Below are 17,589 nucleotides of genomic sequence, written 5' to 3' on the forward strand. Positions count from 1 at the left end.
ATGAGCGCCACGACTGCTGACCCCCGCACCTCGCCCGTGCTGCACCTGAGGGGCCCGATCCTGCTGGGGCCCGAGCAGGAGCTCTCCGAGGCCTGGGTGGCGGAGGGCCGCATCCATCATCAGCGGCCCGAGCTGGCCGCCGGCACGGAGATCCAGGAGATCGACGGCGTCGTCGTCCCGGGACTGGCGGACCTCCACTGCCATCTCGGCATCGGCGACGGCGGCGAAGGCACCACCCTGGAGACCGCCCGGCAGCAGGCCCTCACCGACCGCGACACGGGGGTGCTGCTGATCCGCGACGCGGGATCGATCATCGACAGCTCACCCCTCCAGCAGCAGCACGACCTGCCGCGGCTGATCCGGTGCGGCCGCCACCTCGCCCGCACCCGCCGCTACCTGATCGGCTACGCCGATGAGGTCGAGCCCGAGGACCTCCCCGCTGCGGTGACGCGGGAGGCCGGCCGCGGCGACGGCTGGGTGAAGCTGGTGGGGGACTGGATCGACCGGACCGCCGGCGACCTCACCCCCTGCTGGGATGCGGAGGACTTCGCGGCCGCGGCCCGCGCCGCCCATGAGGCCGGGGCACGGATCACGACCCACACGTTCGACGAGGCCACGCTGCCGCTCGCGCTGGACGCCGGCTTCGACTGCCTCGAGCATGCGACGGGCCTGACCGACGAGACCATCGCCCGGGCGGCCGATGCCGGCATTCCCGTCGTGACCACGCTGGTCAACGTCGACGAGTTCGAGACCTACGCGCAGCAGGGCGAGAAGAAGTTCCCGGCGTACGCCGGGCACATGCGCCGACTGCGTGCGGGCCGCTACGAGCGCACCCGGGACGCCCACGACGCGGGGGTGCAGCTGCTGGTGGGAACCGACTCCGGGGGAGTGCTCGGGCACGGCATCATCCATGACGAGCTCGATGAGCTGTCGCGCGCGGGGCTGGACGGCGCGGCGGTCCTCGATGCCGCCACGTGGGCTCCCCGACGCTTCCTGGGCGTGCCGGCGCTCGAGGACGGCGCCCCGGCCGATCTGCTCGTGCTGCCCGGGGACCCGCGCACCGATCATCGGCTGCTGCGTGGTCGCACGCACGTCGTGCTGGGCGGACGGATCGTGGCGTGACTGCGTGACTGCGTGACTGCGTGACTGCGTGACGGTCCGGCGCAGGCGCCGTGACGCACTCGCCGGACTCGCCGCTCAGAACCGTCCTCCGGACGAGCCGGGGCGCTACCGTCGGGGAATGCACTCCGAGGACGAAGCGCTCCGCCCGCAGGCCCCGCACGACGCCGGGAGCATGGCCCCACCGAAATGGAAGCTCATCGGCCCTGGCCTCGTCGTGGCCGCGACCGGTATCGGCGCCGGAGACCTCGTCGCCACCCTGGTGGCCGGCTCGCGGTACGGCTACGCGCTGCTGTGGGCCGCCGTCGCCGGCGTCGTCATCAAGATCGTGCTCGTCGAGGGCGCCGGCCGCTGGACCCTCGCCACAGGCCATTCGATCTTCGAGGGCTGGCGCCGGGTGGGCCGGTGGACCTCCTGGTACTTCGGCCCCTACATCATGATCTGGGGCTTCGTGTATGGGGCGACGGCGATGAGCGCTTCCGCGCTGCCGCTGGCCGCCCTCGTGCCCCAGCTGCCGGTGCTCGGCGACATCGGCTGGATCGCGGAGATGCCCTTCATGGTCTACGCGGTCCTCTCGGGACTTTTCGGCGCCGCTCTGGTGTGGATGGGCCGCTATCACGCGCTCGAGAAGCTCGTCGCGGTGCTGGTCGGCGTCATGTTCGTGACCGTGGTCGGTGCTGCGGTGGTCACTCTGCCCAACCTCGGCGAGGTCCTCGGCGGCCTGGTCCCGCGGATCCCTGATGGCGGGCTCGTGTACACGCTGTCGATCGCCGGTGGCGTGGGCGGCACCATCACCCTCGCCGCGTACGGGTACTGGCTGACCGAGAAGGGCTGGTCCACGCCCCGCTGGATGAGGGTCATGCACATCGACAACGCCATGGCGTACGTCATCTCCGGCATCTTCGTGGTCGCGATGCTCATCGTCGGCGCCGAGCTGCTGTACTCCTCCGGCATCGCGATAGACGAGGGCGACCGCGGGCTGCTGGACCTCTCGGACGTGCTCGCCGACCGCTACGGGACGGCGTTCAGCTGGATCTTCCTGATCGGCTTCTGGGCCTCGTCCTTCTCCTCAGTGCTCGGGGTGTGGAACGGCGTCTCGGTGATGTTCGCGGACTTCTGGGGCCATGTCCGGGGCAAGGCCGAGGACCACCCCGACCGTCGCATCGGCGGGAAGTACTACCGCTTCTACGTCCTGTGGCTCACCGTCCCGCCGATGCTCCTGCTTCTGATGGGCAAACCGGTGCAGGTGATCATCGCCTACGGTGTGCTCGGCTCCTTCTTCATGCCGTTCCTGGCGGTCACGCTGCTGGTGCTGATGAACTCCCGGCACATGCCGCAAGGGTGGCGCAACGGGCCCGCGGGCAACATCGCGCTCTGCGCGGTGACGCTGCTGTTCGTCGCGCTAGGAATCAATCAGCTCCTCGACGCGCTGCCCGGCTGAGCCGGGAGCCGGGGGTCAGCGTCCGGTCGGGCCCTCATGGGGGACATGTGCCCCGGTGCACATCCGCCCGGGTGGTGCACCGGCGCCGATCCCTGGCATACTCGTTCCCTGTATGTGCATGGGCCGGCCCTCTACCCGCCCGTGCACGTCACCCCGAGGACCGTCAGCGCCGGCATGACCCCACAGGCTGCGGCGGAACTCACCCGAACATCCCTGAAGGAGAGTCCACCCACGTGGCTGTCAAGATCCGTCTGAAGCGCATGGGCAAGATCCGTGCACCGTTCTACCGCATCGTCGTCGCCGACTCGCGCAAGAAGCGCGACGGCGCCGTGATCGAGGAGATCGGCCTGTACCACCCGACCGAGGACCCCTCGGTCATCCAGGTGGAGTCCGAGCGCGCCCAGTACTGGCTCGGTGTCGGCGCGCAGCCGACCGAGCAGGTCGCCGCTCTGCTCAAGATCACCGGCGACTGGCAGAAGGCCAAGGGCGAGACCACCGCCGCCGGCTCCCTGAAGTCCGCCGAGACGAAGAAGACCGCCGAGGAGCTCATCGCGGAGGCCGACAAGGCCGCCGCCGAGTCCCGCGACGGCGCGAAGAAGGCCAAGGAGTCCAAGGAGTCCAAGGCCGCCGAGGTCGAGGCGGGCTCCGAGGAGGTCCCGGCCGAGGGCGAGGCTCCTGAGGACGCCGAGGCCGCAGCGACCGACGAGGCCTGAGATGAGCTCTCGCGCCGAAGCACTCGATCATCTCGTCCGCGGCATCGTGGACGATCCCGAGGCTGTGAGCGTGACCGAGAAGGACACGCGCCGCGGCCCGTTGCTCGAGGTCCGGGTCGGCGCAGCCGATCTCGGTCGCGTCATCGGTCGATCGGGTCGCACCGCCCGTGCACTGCGCACGGTCACCGCGGCCCTCTCGGAGGATGACGTGCGCGTCGACATCGTCGACGTCGACCGGCGCTGAGTTGCCTCGTACGACCTCTCGGAGCGGCATCGCCGGCATGACTGCGACAACAGGCATGCCCGAGCGGTGCCGCTCCTGGCATTCCCGAAGGTCACCACATAGGAGGCCGCGCTTGCTCGCCGACCGGGTGAAGGATGCCCGCACCGTGGACCAGCGAGCTCGGGAGACCGTCGCGCGCGTTTCCGGGGAGACCGGGAGCGGCGCTGCCGCTGACGACAACGAAGGACTGGTATGAGCACTCTCGACGTCATCGTCGCCACCATCGGCAGGGCCCACGGGCTGCGCGGCGAGGTCGCGCTGATCCTGCGCACCGACCAGCCCGAGGAGCGGTTCCAGCGCGGCGCGTCGTTCGCGGTCGATGCCCCCACCGGCCGACGCACCCTGACCGTGCACGGCACCCGGCTCCAGCAGGATCGCTGGTACGTCTCCTTCGAGGAGGTCACCGACCGCAGCGACGCCGAATCGCTGCGGGGCGTCGATCTCACGATGGCGGTGGACGCCGAGGAAGAGGCCGACGAGGACCCCGACGCCTGGTACCTCAGCCAGCTCAAGGGGCTCCCCGTGCGCCACATCGACGGTCGGGACCTCGGCATCGTGCAGGGGATCGACCACTATCCGGCTCAGGATCTGCTCGTGGTGCGTACCTCGGACCGCCGCCGCGTCCAGCTGCCGCTGGTGGAGCAGCTCGTGCCCGAGATCGATCTCGAGGCCGGCATCGTCACCGCGAACCCGCCCGCCGGGCTGTTCGACGCGCTGCCCGAGGACGAGCAGGGCCCGGAGCCCGAGACGTCCGCGCCGTCCTCGCGATCGAAGGGCTGAGCGCGCGATGCGCATCGACGTCCTCACGATCTTCCCGGAGTACCTCACTCCGCTCGAGCTCTCGCTGATCGGCAAGGCCCGCCGCGAGGGCCTGATCGACCTGCAGGTGCACGACCTGCGCAGCTGGACCCACGACCGCCATCGCACGGTGGACGACACCCCGCTGGGCGGCGGGGCCGGCATGGTCATGAAGCCCGAGCCGTGGGCCGACGCGTTCGCGGCAGTGCGCGCCGCCGGTCAGGATGCGCTCGGCGCGGACGTCGAACCGCTGATCGTCTTCCCGAACCCGGCGGGCGAGCCCTTCGCGCAGGCCACCGCACAGGAATGGTCCCAGTGCGAATGGATCATCTTCGCCTGCGGGCGCTACGAGGGCATCGATGAGCGGGTATACGAGCATCTCGCGGAGGTCGGCTACGAGGTCGCTCTCGCGTCGCTGGGCGACTACGTGCTCAACGGCGGCGAGGTCGCCGTGCTGGCGATCACCGAGGCCGTGGTGCGCTTGGTCCCCGGCGTGGTCGGCAATGCCGAGTCCCTGGTCGAGGAGTCCCACTCCGACGGTCTGCTCGAGTACCCGCTGTACACGCGCCCGGCGAGCTGGACCGATCCTGCCGGAGTGGTCCGCGAGGCGCCGCCGGTCCTGCTCTCGGGTGATCACGGCAGGATCGCCGCCTGGCGCCATGCGCAGTCCGTGCAGCGCACGGGCGAACGCCGTCCCGATCTGCTCGAGGGGCCCGACGCGGCGCGGTGATGCCGCCCCGCGACGCAGCCGCGTGACGGAGCCGACAGATCGGTGAGCTGTGACCAGCGCTGACATGTCGATGAGGGCTTGCCACGGCCGGTCCCCACTGGAAGAATGACCCCTTGTGCACACCGCGCGCTCCTCTGCCTCAGGGGAGGGGCGCACCAAGCGGTCGGGCAGGTCCGTGGCGACGGGAGTCGCCGCCAGAGGCTCAGCACACCGGCACGAGGAGCTCGCTCCTCGCCGGATCGACAGTTCATGAGGGGCATCCCGATTCTCGGGAAGCCCCACGAACGAAGCTGTCCGACCTGAGGCGGAGGGCTGGAGAACCATCATGCAGAAGCTCGATGAGCTCGACAAGGCGTCCCTGCGCGAGGACGTCCCCGATTTCCGCGCCGGCGACAACGTCAAGGTGCACGTGAAGGTCATCGAGGGCAACCGCTCTCGTATCCAGATCTTCCAGGGCTACGTCATCGGCCGCCAGGGCCACGGCATCGGCGAGACGTTCCGCATCCGCAAGATCTCGTTCGGCGTCGGCGTGGAGCGTGTGTTCCCGGTGCACGCCCCGACCGTCGACAAGATCGAGGTCGTCACCCGCGGTGACGTGCGTCGCGCGAAGCTCTACTACCTGCGCAACCTCACGGGCAAGAAGGCCCGCATCAAGGAGAAGCGCAACCACTCCTGATCCAGGAATGATCCGCGATTCCGCGTCTGGACGGCGGCGGCCCCACTCCGTGGTGGCCGCCGCCGTCTGCGTCGTGCTGCTGCTGGTGGCCGCGGTCGCACTGCGGCACTTCGTGGCCCAGCCGTTCCGCGTCCCGTCGGCCTCGATGGAACCGGTGCTCGCGCCCGGCGACGTGATCCTCGCCGATCGCTCCGAGCGCGGCACGGCCCACCGTGGCGCGATCGTCGTCTTCGACGGCTCCGGCTATTTCGCACCGTCCGCGGCCGACGGCGACCGGTACTGGGTCAAGCGGGTCATCGGCGTGGGCGGCGATCACGTGCAGTGCTGCACGAGCGCGGGGGAGCTCACCGTGAACGGCGATCCGCTCGAGGAGCCGTATCTGCCCGTGGGCACGGTGCCCAGTGAGATCGACTTCGATCTGGTGGTGCCCGAGGGCCGCATGTTCGTCCTCGGCGACAACCGCGGCGACTCCACCGATTCTCGGCATCTGCTCGGCGCTCCGGGGGGCGGGATGATCCCCGTGGAGCGCGTGGTGGGGGAGGTCGACCGACGCGTGTGGCCACTGCCTCGCGCCGGTGCGCTCTGACACGCAGGTTCGCCAGATAGTATCCAAGCGATGAACGCGTCCGAGGAAACCCGCAGTGCTGTGCCCGATCCGGAGGGTGCCGCACCCGGCGAGGACCCCTCGACCAGGTCCCGCGGAGGCGCGGGCACTCGCCGCGGAGCACGGTTGCCGCTCTGGCTGGACACGCTGGTGACCATGGCGGTCGCCCTGGTCATCGCCGTGCTCGTGAAGACCTTCCTGATCCAGCCCTTCTACATCCCCTCGGCATCGATGAATCCGACCCTGGTCGAGAACGACAAGATCCTGGTGTCGAAGCTGACGCCCGGGGTGTTCGATCTGCACCGTGGCGACGTGATCGTCTTCGAGGACCCCGACGACTGGATCGGCGGCGAGACGACCACGGAGTCCACGCCGCGGATGCGCCTGATGGCCGTGCTCAGCACCGTCGGCCTGGCACCCGACCCTGCCCAGGACCACCTGGTCAAGCGCCTGATCGGTCTCCCCGGTGATCACGTGGTGTGCACAGAGCGGGGCGCGTCGCTCGAGGTGAACGGTGTGGAGCTCGACGAGCCCTACATCAATCAGGCCACCGCGGCCTGCCAGGTCGCCTTCGACGTCACCGTGCCCGAGGGCAATGTCTGGGTGATGGGCGATAACCGCTTCGCCTCCGCGGACTCCGCGTACCACGAGGACCAGGGCGAGAGCGCCTTCGTCCCCGAGGATGACATCACCGGCAAGGCCCAGGTCATCTTCTGGCCGATCGGCCGCTGGGACGGCCTCGGCGACGGACAGGACGCCTTCTCCGACGTCCCCGATCACCCGTGAGCATCGTCGCCCCCACCCTCGACGCCGAGCTCTCCCTGGCCGCACGGTGCGGGCCCGGGCGCCGGGTCGTCGTGGGCATCGATGAGGTGGGGCGCGGCGCCCTCGCCGGACCGGTCGCCATGGGAGCCTGCGCGATCGAGATCGTCGGCGGGCGCGTCGCGGCCCTGCCCGAGGGCGTGCGCGACTCCAAGAAGCTCTCGGCGCTGCGTCGCGCGGCGCTCGTGGACCCGATCCTCGACACAGCTCATGCCGGCTCCGTGGGCTGGGCCAGCGCCGCAGAGATCGACGAGATCGGCATCGTCCCCGCACTGACCCGTGCCGCCCTGAGAGCGCTCGAGGCGCTCGAGGTGGAGATCGACGCCATCCTGCTCGACGGCAACGTCGACGTGCTCTCGGCCGAGCTCGGCTCGGCGGAGCGGCCCGCTCCACTGGTCGAGCTGCGGGTCGCGGCGGACCGCGACTGCGCGAGCGTATCGGCGGCGAGCATCCTCGCGAAGGTCGCCCGTGATGCGTACATGGTCGAGCTCGACGCCCTGGCCCCGGAGTACTCGTGGGCACAGAACAAGGGGTACGGCGCCGCCGTGCACCGGGAGGCGATCGACCGCCACGGGACCCACGAGCACCACCGTCGCAGCTGGCGCCTGGGCTCTGGTGCCGGGACCGTCCCGAAGCGCTCCTCGCCCCAGGCGCCCGCGCCGGTCGCGAACCCGACTCCCGCGCCCGCGCCGGCACCGGACCCGCTCCCGACGCTCAGCCATGCTGGCGTACTGTGGGGCGACCAGTGGGAACCCCAGCCGAAGGAGGAGCGTCGGTGAGCGCGCAGGATCTCGAGAACTACGAATCCGACCTCGAACTCCAGCTGTTCCGCGAGTATCGCGACGTGGTCAGCCTCTTCACCTACGTGATCGAGACGGAGCGTCGTTTCTACCTCGCCAACCAGGTCGACCTGCAGGTGCGCTCCGGCGGCGGGGAGGTCTTCTACGAGCTCCGCCTGGCCGACGTCTGGGTCTGGGACATCTACCGCTCCAACCGCTTCGTGCGCTCGGTGCGCGTGGTGACGTTCAAGGACGTCAACATCGAGGAGCTCAACAAGCAGGACATCTCCCTGCCCTGATCGGGCCATCCCGCCGCAGTGCGGGCTGCGCGAGCGTGCGCGAGTCGCCGCCGGCGGGATGCTGCGGGCGCGCAGGGAGCTGCTGAGGGCCGCCCGACGGCCCGCGACCTTTCCTCCACACAGGGTGCCTGTCCCCAGGATCCTGTCCGACGCGCTCGTGAGAGGGCCGGCGGGCCACGCTGGCTCGCATGAACACCCTCACCTCCGCACCTCAGCCCTCCGCTCCACGGCAAGGTCCCAGTTGGCAGGGTCCCACACCGCACGCTCCCCGCCAGGAGGGCTCCCGCGGAGCCGCGCGGGTGATCGGCGCCGCCGCTGAACCGCCCCTGCAGGGCCCCGCCGCTCCGCCCCGTCGCCGACGGGTCGCGGAGATGACCACCTCGGAGCTCGGCAGCGCGGGGGAGGACCTCGCCGCCGAGCATCTGGTCGCCTGCGGCTGGCAGATCATCGAACGCAACCTGCGCCTGAGCCAGGGCGAGCTCGACATCGTCGCGCTCGCGCACACCACCCTAGTCTTCGTCGAGGTCAAGACACGTCGCACCTTCGTCGCCGGCGTCCCGCAGGCGGCAGTGACGCCGTCGAAGCTGCGCAGGCTGCGGCGCCTGGCGGGCGAGTACCTCATGGAGCGCTCCACACCCCACCGGGACGTGCGGATCGACGTGGTCGCCGTCCACGCCCACCTCGACGGCACCTTCTCCCTCGAGCACCTCGAAGCGGTCTGAGCATGGGGCACGCACGGACGCTGTCCATCAGTCTCACCGGGCTCGAGGGGACGCTGGTCGAGGTGGAGGCGGACGTCTCCGCAGGGCTGCCTGCCTTCTCCCTCGTCGGCCTTCCCGATCCGTCGATGCTGCAGGCGCGAGATCGAGTCCGCGCGGCGGCCGCCCGCAGCGGGCTCCACCTGGCCCCGCGCCGGATCACCGTCAACATGACCCCGGCCTGGAGGCCCAAGCACGGGTCAGGCTTCGACCTCGCGATCGCGGTGGCGATCCTGGATGCCCAGGGCGAACTGCCCGCGCATGTCCCCGGGGACACCGTGCTGCTGGGAGAGCTGGGTCTGGACGGCAGGGTGCGGCCCATCCCGGGCGTGCTCCCCGCCCTGCTCGCCGCCCGGTCCCTGGGGATCACCCGCGCGATCGTGCCCGAGCAGAACCTGCAGGAGGCACGGCTGGTGCACGGCCTGGAGGTCGACGCCGCCGCCGACCTGACCGGCCTGCTGCATCGCTTCGGAGCGGACGTGCCTCCCTCCCCGGTGCGCCAGGCGCTCGACCTCGCCCCGGGTGCTCCTGATCCCGCGCAGAGCGAGGTCGAGCGGCGCGGAGACTTCGCCGACGTGATCGGGCAGGCACAGGCTCGGCGTGCCGCTGAGGTCGCCGCGGCCGGCGGGCATCATCTTCTCCTCACCGGGCCTCCCGGCGCGGGCAAGACCATGATCGCCTCCCGGATCCCGGGCATCCTGCCCCCGCTCGACGTCCATGACTCGCTGACCGTCGCGGCGATCCACTCGCTCGCCGGCGGCGTCGACGCCCGCGCCGGGCTGCCCCGAACCGCCCCGTTCGAGAGCCCTCACCACACCGCGACCACCGCCGCGATGGTCGGGGGAGGGACCGGGACCGCACGTCCCGGTGCGATCTCCCGAGCCCATGCCGGCGTGCTCTTCCTCGATGAGGCGCCCGAGTTCCCCGCCCGGGTGCTCGAGGCCCTTCGCGAACCGCTGGAGACCGGGGACATCACCCTGCACCGAGCGCGCACCGTCACCCGATACCCGGCGCGCTTCCAACTGGTGCTCGCCGCGAACCCGTGCCCGTGCGGGAACGGCTCGGGCAAGGGGGAGTCGTGCACCTGCACGCCGATGCAGAAACGGCGCTACTCCGCCCGGCTCTCCGGACCGGTGCTGGACCGCGTGGACATCCGGGTCAGGGTGGGCCCCGTCGACATCCACCGCGCTGAGGACGGCGACACCAGCGCCACGATCGCCGAGCGTGTGCGCATCGCCCGAGAGCGGCAGCAGGACCGCTACGAGGGGTTGCCCTGGAGCACGAACTCCCACTTGCCCGGACCGGAACTGCGACGTGCCTACGCTCCGGCCGCGTCCGATCTGCGACTGCTCGATCATGCCGTCGCCCAGGGCCGGCTGACCCTGCGCGGCCATGACCGGGTGCTGCGACTGGCCTGGACCCTCGCCGACCTCGACGGGTCACCCCGACCCGGTGCCGAGCACATCGGCCTGGCAATCACCCTGCGCGAAGGAGATCTTCGATGACCGTTCCTCCCGATCCGAAGCATCCTGGGCGGCCCGCTCGGCCGGGGCGCACGTGCCCTGCCCCCGCCTCGCCGAGCGACCAGCTCACCGACGCGCCCGACGAGGACCGCCGGGCCCGCATCACCTGGTCGCTGATCGCCGAGCCGGGCGACTCCGTCGCGCTCCTGGCTCGCAGCGTCTGCGGCCCCGCTGAGGCCCTGTCGCTGGCCCGCGAGGGCACCGACAGCGACCTGCTTTCCCGGCTGGGCGGCACGCTCCCTGCGGACGCCGCCGCCCCGAGCCCCGGCACACAGACCCTTCGCGCCCGCCGCGCACTGGGGCGGTGGCGCGCGCGGCTGGCCAGCGTCGACGTCGAGGCGGTGCTGGAGGAGGCAGGGCGCCGACGGATCCGCATCATCACCCCGGCTGATGGCGAATGGCCGATGTCCCTGGACGACCTCCAGGCGACCGCGCCCCACTGCCTGTGGCTCCAGGGCCCTGGGACGCTGGGTACGCTGGTCGCCGACCGATCCATAGCACTCGTCGGCTCGCGGGCCTCGACCCCGTACGGTGAGGACGCCGCAGGAAGCTTCGGTGCGGACATCGCCGTACGCGGCGGAACGGTGGTCTCTGGCGGGGCCTACGGGATCGATGCTGCGGCCCATCGTGGCGCACTCGCCGTCCCGGACGGCGCGACGATCGCCGTGCTCGCCGGAGGGCTGGACCGCCTGTACCCGCGCGGGAACACCGAGATGCTCGAACGCATCCGGGAGCGGCATCTGCTGGTGAGCGAGGCCCCTCCGGGGACTGCCCCCACCCGATGGAGATTCCTGGCCCGGAACCGACTGATCGCGGCACTGTCCCACGCAGTGGTCGTGGTGGAGGCGTCCTGGCGGTCCGGGGCGCTGTCGACCGCCCGTCTGGCCGATGAGCTCTCCCGACCGGTCGGCGCCGTGCCGGGCCCGATCGGCTCAGCGGCCAGCGCCGGCTGCCACCGGCTGATCCGCGAGCGAGGAGCCGTGCTCATCACCGAGCCGGCGGACATCCTGGATCTGCTCCCGGGTGGGCCCGCGTCGGGCGAGAGCGGATATGCCGTGCAGGACGAGCTGGACCTGCTGAGCCCCGCAGATCGACGGGTGCTGGACGCCGTGCCGCCGCGCTCGAGCCTGTCCAGAGCCCGGATCGCGGCAGAGATCGGCTTCGACCCGGCCGAGGTCGAGGCGGCGCTGGCGCGGCTCTGCCTGCTCGGCCTCGTGGAGATGACCGGAGAGCTCGCGCGGCGCGCCCGCAGCGCCCGGTGAATCGGCTGTCTCCCGTCCCGGTGCGGGAGACTGGGGGAATGAACCGCGATCCGGGGACCACCGACGAACAGCTGGTCGATGACTTCTGCGCCCATCTCCGCCTGGGCAGGAGCCGTTCGGAGCACACCGTCCGCGCCTATTCCCGCGAAGCCGCGAACCTGCTCGCCCACCTGAGGGAGGTCGAACGGATCCCGGTGGAGGAGCTCGACGTCGCGGCGCTGCGCTCCTGGCTCGCAGCACGCTCGGAGACCGGGGCCGGGGCGAGCACTCTCGCCCGCTCCGCGGCTGCGGCGCGTACTTTCACGACCTGGCTGGCGAGCACCGGGCGCATCCCGCATGACGTGGGCGGGAGGCTTCGGGCCCCGCGCCGCGGCCGCCATCTCCCGGCCGTGCTCTCCGGACAGCAGGCTGCGCAGCTCCTGGACGGGACGCCCTCTCAGGGGCCTGCGCCGGAGCTCGATCCCGTGCAGCGCGCGGTGCTCCTGCGCGACTCCGCCGTGCTCGAGCTGCTCTACTCGTCCGGGCTGCGCGTCTCCGAGCTGGTCGCCCTGGACCTGCACGGGATCGATCGCGCGCAGTCGACAGTGCGGGTGCGGGGCAAGGGGGACAAGGAGCGCATCGTCCCCGTGGGCGTGCCGGCGCTGGAAGCGATCGAGCGTTGGGAGCAGGAGGGCAGGCCGGTCCTCGCCGCCTCCGGGACGACAGCAGCGGGTGCGCGGGCACTGTTCCTCGGAGTGCGGGGCGGCCGCCTCGGCGACCGCGCCGTGCGCACCCTGCTGGACAAGCACGCGGCGGAGGCGGGCATCGCCAAGCACATCTCCCCGCACACGCTCCGCCACAGCGCCGCCACCCACCTCGTCGAGGGCGGTGCCGACCTGCGCAGCATCCAGGACTTCCTGGGGCACTCGTCCCTCGCCACCACCCAGATCTACACGCACGTCAGCGCCGACCGCCTGCGCCGCACCGTCGACCAGGCGCACCCACGGGCCTGAACCGCTCCCGGAGGCGCCCGTCCACGCTCGAGAGACGAGCCGCGAGGCGTACAGGGCGCGACAAGCGCCAGGGAAGTCAGTGGTCAGGCGAGCAGCGCCGGCCGGGGTTCCGACGACACAGCGGGCCGCGGCGCACCAGATCCTGGCCGCGAACGCGAGTGACCCGAGGCTGCGGTCCGAGGTCGCTCCACCGGGGGCACCGGGTCTGAGCTCCCGGAGTGCACCGGCTCAGTACGTGCGGCCGACGTTCCGAGCCCGTCTGGGACCGCGCTCCCGGTCCGATCGCTCGCGTCACCGTCGGTCCATGGCAGGAGCACGCTCGGGCCGCGCTCGCCGAGGAGCAGCAGCGGATCGAGATACTCCTGCCCGCGACGGGCCCCGAGATGCAGGCACAGCACCTCCGTGCAGTGGGACCCCGTGGCGGACTCGGGGGCGATGGTGCCCAGCACGTCGCCGGCATCCACCTCCTGCCCCTGCTGCACGGACGCCTGCACCGGCTCGTAGGTGGAGATCAGACCGTCTGCGTGGAGCACCGAGACCACACCGCGCCCGGCGACCGCACCGGCGAAGCGCACGGTGCCGGCCTCCACCGCCCGGACCTCGGCGCCCGGCCCGTCGACCGCGATGTCGATGCCCCGATGGCCCGCACCGTAGGGCTGGTCGGGCGCATCGAACACCTCCACCACCTCGTGCGGCGCGGGTATCGGCCACTGCCAGCGCGGGCTCGGCGCGGAGCGGGCGGGCGCACAGATCGCGACGCCCAGCACCACGCACAGCACGCACAGCACCGCGCGCACCACGCGACGGAGGGACGCAGGAGCGGGGCGCGGCCGGCCCGCAGCAGGAGGTGGAGTCATGCCCCGCATCCTCGCGAATGCGGCACTCGTCGGCCCGGTCCGGACGCGCACTGTGGACAGCCGCCCGGTGGGGAGGAGAGCAGGCATCGGGCGTCGCGGTGAGCAGCCCTGCCGAGCGCCCGGCGTGACGCATCCCGCGCACGAGCGAGGTGGGGCGTCCGATAGACTGTTCGCAGCATCCGGTCCGTCCGGATGACTTCGCGTGCCCATCAGGGCTCGTCGACCAACGGTCCCCGGCGACCTCGCACCTCGTGCGCAGGAGCGGTCGGGGTGGTCGGCGACCCGGGCACCAGGCCCGTCACCGCCCGGTGCCGGGGAACAACCGAGAATGCAGGTCCTGCGCGACGACCACGGACGCCCACGGGCGAGTCGTGCGAGCCCAGGCCTAGGAAACAGAGGACATCATCATGGCAGTTGTCACCATGCGCCAGCTCCTGGACAGCGGCGTCCACTTCGGGCACCAGACCCGTCGGTGGAACCCGAAGGTCCGTCGCTTCATCTTCACCGAGCGCAACGGCATCTACATCGTCGACCTCATGCAGACCCTGTCGTACATCGACAAGGCCTATGACTTCGTGAAGCAGACCGTCTCCCACGGCGGCACCATCCTGTTCGTGGGCACCAAGAAGCAGGCTCAGGAGTCCATCCAGGAGCAGGCCACCCGCGTGGGCATGCCCTACGTGAACCAGCGTTGGCTGGGCGGCATGCTCACCAACCTCCAGACGGTCTCCCAGCGCGTGAACCGCCTCAAGGAGCTCGAGCAGATCGACTTCGACGATGTGGCCTCCTCCGGCCGCACGAAGAAGGAGCTGCTGATGATGCGCCGCGAGAAGGACAAGCTGGAGAAGACCCTGGGCGGTATCCGCGACATGGGCAAGGCTCCCTCCGCCGTCTGGATCGTGGACACCAACAAGGAGCACCTGGCCGTCGACGAGGCGCAGAAGCTCAGCATCCCGGTCGTCGCGATCCTGGACACCAACTGCGACCCCGACGAGGTCACCTACCCGATCCCCGGCAACGACGACGCGATCCGCTCCGTCACGCTGCTGACCCGGGTCATCGCGGACGCAGTGGCCGCCGGCCTGCAGGAGCGTCACGCCAAGGCAGCCGGCGGGGAGAAGAACGTCTCCGCCGTCGCCGCGGAGCCGCTGGCCGAGTGGGAGCAGGAGCTGCTCAAGCAGTCCGAGGTCCAGCAGCAGGATGCGCCGGCCGAGGAGTCCGTGGCCGCCGCCGAGGAGACCTCCACCGAGACGGCCTCCTCCGAGGAGACCGCCGCTGCGGAGAAGCCCGCCGAGGAGACCTCGACCGAGGCGCCCACCGAGGCCCCCGCCGCCGAGTGACCATCGCGGGCCCGGGGACGCCATCGGCGTCCCCGGGCCCCTCCACGGGCGGCGATCCCAGCCGCTCCGCACCTCACGTCACCATCTCCCACAAGGAAGAGGAACATGGCCAACTACACGGCAGCAGACATCAAGGAGATCCGCGAGATCACCGGCGCGGGCATGCTCGACGTCAAGAAGGCTCTCGACGAGGCCGACGGCGACAAGGCGAAGGCCGTCGAGGTCATCCGCGTCAAGGGGCTGAAGGGCATCGCCAAGCGCGAGGGCCGCACGGCCTCCGAGGGCCTCATCGCGGTCGACATCCGCGACAACGAGGGCTCTGAGGGCGGCCAGACCGGAACCCTCGTGGAGATCAACTCCGAGACCGACTTCGTGGCCAAGAACGACAAGTTCGTCGCCCTGGGCGACGAGGCCGTGGCCGCGGCCGTCGAGTCCGGCGCCTCCGAGCCCGAGGAGCTCGCCGCCACCGCGTTCGGCGAGGCCCTCACGAACGCCGGCGCGACCATGGGTGAGAAGATCCTGGTCCGTCGCATCGGCCGCGTCTCCGGCGAGGCCGTCAACTCGTACATGCACCGCACGAACAAGGATCTGCCCCCGCAGGTCGGCGTTCTCGTCGCCACCGACAAGGCCGGCGCCGAGGTCGCGCGCGATGTGGCGATGCACATCGCCGCGTTCACCCCGACGTACCTCACCCGTGACGAGGTCCCCGCGGACGTCGTCGAGAACGAGCGTCGTATCGCCGAGGAGACCGCGACGAACGAGGGCAAGCCCGAGAAGGCCATCCCGAAGATCGTCGAGGGGCGCCTCAACGGGTTCTACAAGGAGAACGTGCTGCTGGACCAGGCATTCGCCAAGGATCCGAAGCAGTCGGTCGGCAAGGTCGTCGAAGCGGTCGGTGGCACCGTCACCGGTTTCGTCCGCTTCCGCGTCGGCAGCTGAGAGACCCCGGGGCAGGGCCGAAGGGCCCCGCAACCGACGGCCGCGCGTGAGCGTGGCCACCGCCCCGCGGCCCCGCACCATCGGTGCGGGGCCGCGCCGGTATCATCGCCGAGGACCCAGCGCGGAAGGACCGACATGACCCAGACGTTCACGTCACCGATACCTGTTCTCCCTCAGAGAGAGGACGGACGTCGAGTCCTCCTGAAGCTCTCCGGAGAGGCCTTCGGCGGAGGCGCCGTCGGCGTCGACCCCGATGTGGTCTCCCGCGTCGCGGGAGAGATCGCCGAGGGGGTGGCTCAGGGCGTCGAGTGCGCGATCGTGGTCGGCGGAGGGAACTTCTTCCGCGGCGCGGAGCTCTCCCAGCGCGGCATGGACCGACGCCGGGCCGACTACATGGGCATGCTCGGCACCGTGATGAACTGCCTCGCCCTGCAGGACTTCCTCGAGCAGCGCGGCGTCTCCACGCGTGTGCAGACCGCCATCGAGATGGGTCAGGTCGCCGAACCGTACATCCCGCTGCGGGCCGTGCGGCACCTCGAGAAGGGCCGCGTCGTGATCTTCGGGGCCGGGGCCGGAATGCCCTACTTCTCGACCGACACCGTCGCCGTCCAGCGCGCGCTGGAGATCGGCTGCGAAGAGGTGCTCATGGGCAAGAACGGTGTGGACGGGGTGTACGACGCAGATCCGCGCACCAACCCGGATGCCGTGAAGCTCGAGCACCTGACCTACAACGATGCCCTGCAGCGCGGACTCAAGGTCGTCGACTCCACCGCCTTCAGCCTGTGCATGGACAACGCGCAGCAGATGATGGTCTTCGGGCTCGACGCGCCCGGCAACATCACCCGGGCCATGCGGGGCGACCGGATCGGCACCGTCGTCACCCACGACTGACGGACTGCGGTGGGGAGCTCCTGGACTCGCAGGACTCCCCGCCCTGCCGTCCGGCGCCCCCGGTCGGCGCGATGCGACAGCCGACGCAGCGACCCGTCCAGCGGCGCGGCGCGCCCGCCATCGGCCCGATCGGCCCCCCGCATCGACGATGCGGGACAATGGACACCAACATCCCCCAGAACCGAGGAGCAGTCGTGAGCGACGACACCGCCAGCATCCTGAAGGACGCCAAGGCCAAGATGGCCAAGACCCTCGACGTCACCAAGGACGAGTTCACCTCCATCCGCACCGGCCGCGCGACCGCCGCGATGTTCCAGGGCATCACGGTCGAGTACTACGGGGCCCCGACGCCGCTGAACCAGCTCGCGTCGCTGCAGTTCCCCGAGGCACGCACCGTGATCGTCACGCCCTACGACAAGTCCGCCATGTCGGGCGTCGAGACCGCGCTGCGCGACTCCGACCTGGGCGTGAACCCCACGAACAACGGCGACAACCTGCGCGTGGTGCTCCCGGCACTGACCGAGGAGCGTCGCAAGGACTACGTGAAGCTCGCCAAGAACAAGGCCGAGGACGGCCGTGTGGCAGTGCGCGGATCCCGCGGCAACGCGAAGAAGGCGATCGAGAAGCTCGTCAAGGACAAGGAGATCGGTGAGGACGAGGGCACTCGCGCCGAGAAGGAGCTCGAGTCCCTGACCAAGAAGTTCAACGACCAGATCGACGAGGCGCTGGCCCTCAAGGAAACCGAGCTCGAGACCATCTGAGG

General features: G+C 70.8%; 20 protein-coding genes. 19 read left to right on the forward strand and 1 reads right to left on the reverse strand.

Annotated elements, in window-relative coordinates:
• From CIK71_RS04865 to CIK71_RS04935, 15 genes are all read left to right on the forward strand, one after another.
• On the forward strand, nucleotides 1–1,122 hold the full coding sequence (locus CIK71_RS04865) for an amidohydrolase family protein (RefSeq protein WP_096164027.1): 1,122 nt from the start codon (nucleotides 1–3) through the stop codon (nucleotides 1,120–1,122).
• Nucleotides 1,123–1,240: 118 nt separating this feature from the next.
• Nucleotides 1,241–2,560: an Nramp family divalent metal transporter gene (locus tag CIK71_RS04870; protein ID WP_096164028.1), complete on the forward strand. Its 1,320-nt coding sequence runs from the start codon at nucleotides 1,241–1,243 to the stop codon at nucleotides 2,558–2,560.
• A gap of 233 nt (nucleotides 2,561–2,793) precedes the next feature.
• Nucleotides 2,794–3,273, forward strand: coding sequence for a 30S ribosomal protein S16 (gene rpsP / locus CIK71_RS04875; RefSeq protein ID WP_096164029.1), 480 nt, complete (start codon nucleotides 2,794–2,796; stop codon nucleotides 3,271–3,273).
• Between the two features lies 1 nt (nucleotide 3,274).
• Nucleotides 3,275–3,517: a KH domain-containing protein gene (locus CIK71_RS04880; protein ID WP_096164030.1), complete on the forward strand. Its 243-nt coding sequence runs from the start codon at nucleotides 3,275–3,277 to the stop codon at nucleotides 3,515–3,517.
• A gap of 231 nt (nucleotides 3,518–3,748) precedes the next feature.
• Nucleotides 3,749–4,336: a ribosome maturation factor RimM gene (rimM, locus tag CIK71_RS04885; protein WP_096164031.1), complete on the forward strand. Its 588-nt coding sequence runs from the start codon at nucleotides 3,749–3,751 to the stop codon at nucleotides 4,334–4,336.
• A 7-nt stretch (nucleotides 4,337–4,343) separates the two neighbouring features.
• On the forward strand, nucleotides 4,344–5,084 hold the full coding sequence (gene trmD, locus CIK71_RS04890) for a tRNA (guanosine(37)-N1)-methyltransferase TrmD (RefSeq protein ID WP_096164032.1): 741 nt from the start codon (nucleotides 4,344–4,346) through the stop codon (nucleotides 5,082–5,084).
• A gap of 325 nt (nucleotides 5,085–5,409) precedes the next feature.
• Complete coding sequence (gene rplS, locus CIK71_RS04895) at nucleotides 5,410–5,760, forward strand: 50S ribosomal protein L19 (protein WP_096164033.1); 351 nt, start codon at nucleotides 5,410–5,412, stop codon at nucleotides 5,758–5,760.
• A gap of 7 nt (nucleotides 5,761–5,767) precedes the next feature.
• On the forward strand, nucleotides 5,768–6,346 hold the full coding sequence (gene lepB / locus CIK71_RS04900) for a signal peptidase I (protein WP_096164034.1): 579 nt from the start codon (nucleotides 5,768–5,770) through the stop codon (nucleotides 6,344–6,346).
• 30 nt (nucleotides 6,347–6,376) lie between these two features.
• Entirely contained in the window at nucleotides 6,377–7,150 is a 774-nt protein-coding gene (lepB, locus tag CIK71_RS04905) for a signal peptidase I (RefSeq protein WP_096164035.1), read from the forward strand.
• Nucleotides 7,147–7,965, forward strand: coding sequence for a ribonuclease HII (locus CIK71_RS04910; RefSeq protein WP_096164036.1), 819 nt, complete (start codon nucleotides 7,147–7,149; stop codon nucleotides 7,963–7,965). Before lepB (CIK71_RS04905) ends, CIK71_RS04910 begins: the two co-directional genes overlap by 4 nt.
• Nucleotides 7,962–8,264 (forward strand): DUF2469 domain-containing protein, encoded by a 303-nt coding sequence (locus CIK71_RS04915; protein ID WP_096164037.1) that lies wholly within the window; start codon nucleotides 7,962–7,964, stop codon nucleotides 8,262–8,264. Before CIK71_RS04910 ends, CIK71_RS04915 begins: the two co-directional genes overlap by 4 nt.
• Nucleotides 8,265–8,452: 188 nt before the next feature.
• The gene (locus tag CIK71_RS04920; protein ID WP_096164038.1) at nucleotides 8,453–8,986 is read left to right on the forward strand and encodes a YraN family protein; all 534 of its coding nucleotides are present in this window, start codon (nucleotides 8,453–8,455) and stop codon (nucleotides 8,984–8,986) included.
• 2 nt (nucleotides 8,987–8,988) lie between these two features.
• The gene (locus CIK71_RS04925; protein WP_096164039.1) at nucleotides 8,989–10,527 is read left to right on the forward strand and encodes a YifB family Mg chelatase-like AAA ATPase; all 1,539 of its coding nucleotides are present in this window, start codon (nucleotides 8,989–8,991) and stop codon (nucleotides 10,525–10,527) included.
• Nucleotides 10,524–11,807: a DNA-processing protein DprA gene (gene dprA, locus CIK71_RS04930; RefSeq protein ID WP_096164040.1), complete on the forward strand. Its 1,284-nt coding sequence runs from the start codon at nucleotides 10,524–10,526 to the stop codon at nucleotides 11,805–11,807. The genes CIK71_RS04925 and dprA overlap by 4 nt, the downstream gene beginning before the upstream one ends.
• A 38-nt stretch (nucleotides 11,808–11,845) precedes the next feature.
• A complete protein-coding gene (locus tag CIK71_RS04935; protein ID WP_096164041.1) occupies nucleotides 11,846–12,799 on the forward strand; it encodes a tyrosine recombinase XerC in 954 nt (317 codons plus the stop codon).
• Between the two features lie 83 nt (nucleotides 12,800–12,882).
• On the opposite strand, the gene CIK71_RS04940 is transcribed toward CIK71_RS04935, so the two are convergent.
• On the reverse strand, nucleotides 12,883–13,656 hold the full coding sequence (locus tag CIK71_RS04940) for a murein hydrolase activator EnvC family protein (RefSeq protein WP_096164042.1): 774 nt from the start codon (nucleotides 13,654–13,656) through the stop codon (nucleotides 12,883–12,885).
• Between the two features lie 407 nt (nucleotides 13,657–14,063).
• On the opposite strand from CIK71_RS04940, the gene rpsB reads away from it, so the two are divergent.
• The 4 genes from rpsB (at nucleotide 14,064) to frr (ending at nucleotide 17,587) form a co-directional block, all read left to right on the forward strand.
• Nucleotides 14,064–14,996 (forward strand): 30S ribosomal protein S2, encoded by a 933-nt coding sequence (rpsB, locus tag CIK71_RS04945; protein WP_096164043.1) that lies wholly within the window; start codon nucleotides 14,064–14,066, stop codon nucleotides 14,994–14,996.
• 105 nt (nucleotides 14,997–15,101) lie between these two features.
• Nucleotides 15,102–15,935, forward strand: a complete 834-nt coding sequence (tsf, locus tag CIK71_RS04950) for a translation elongation factor Ts (RefSeq protein ID WP_096164044.1) — start codon at nucleotides 15,102–15,104, stop codon at nucleotides 15,933–15,935.
• A gap of 135 nt (nucleotides 15,936–16,070) precedes the next feature.
• Nucleotides 16,071–16,826 (forward strand): UMP kinase, encoded by a 756-nt coding sequence (pyrH, locus tag CIK71_RS04955; protein ID WP_096164045.1) that lies wholly within the window; start codon nucleotides 16,071–16,073, stop codon nucleotides 16,824–16,826.
• A gap of 194 nt (nucleotides 16,827–17,020) precedes the next feature.
• Complete coding sequence (gene frr / locus CIK71_RS04960; protein WP_096164248.1) at nucleotides 17,021–17,587, forward strand: ribosome recycling factor; 567 nt, start codon at nucleotides 17,021–17,023, stop codon at nucleotides 17,585–17,587.
• Nucleotides 17,588–17,589: the final 2 nt, after the last annotated feature.

This window comes from Brachybacterium alimentarium (assembly GCF_002332425.1).
Taxonomy (GTDB): domain Bacteria; phylum Actinomycetota; class Actinomycetes; order Actinomycetales; family Dermabacteraceae; genus Brachybacterium; species Brachybacterium alimentarium.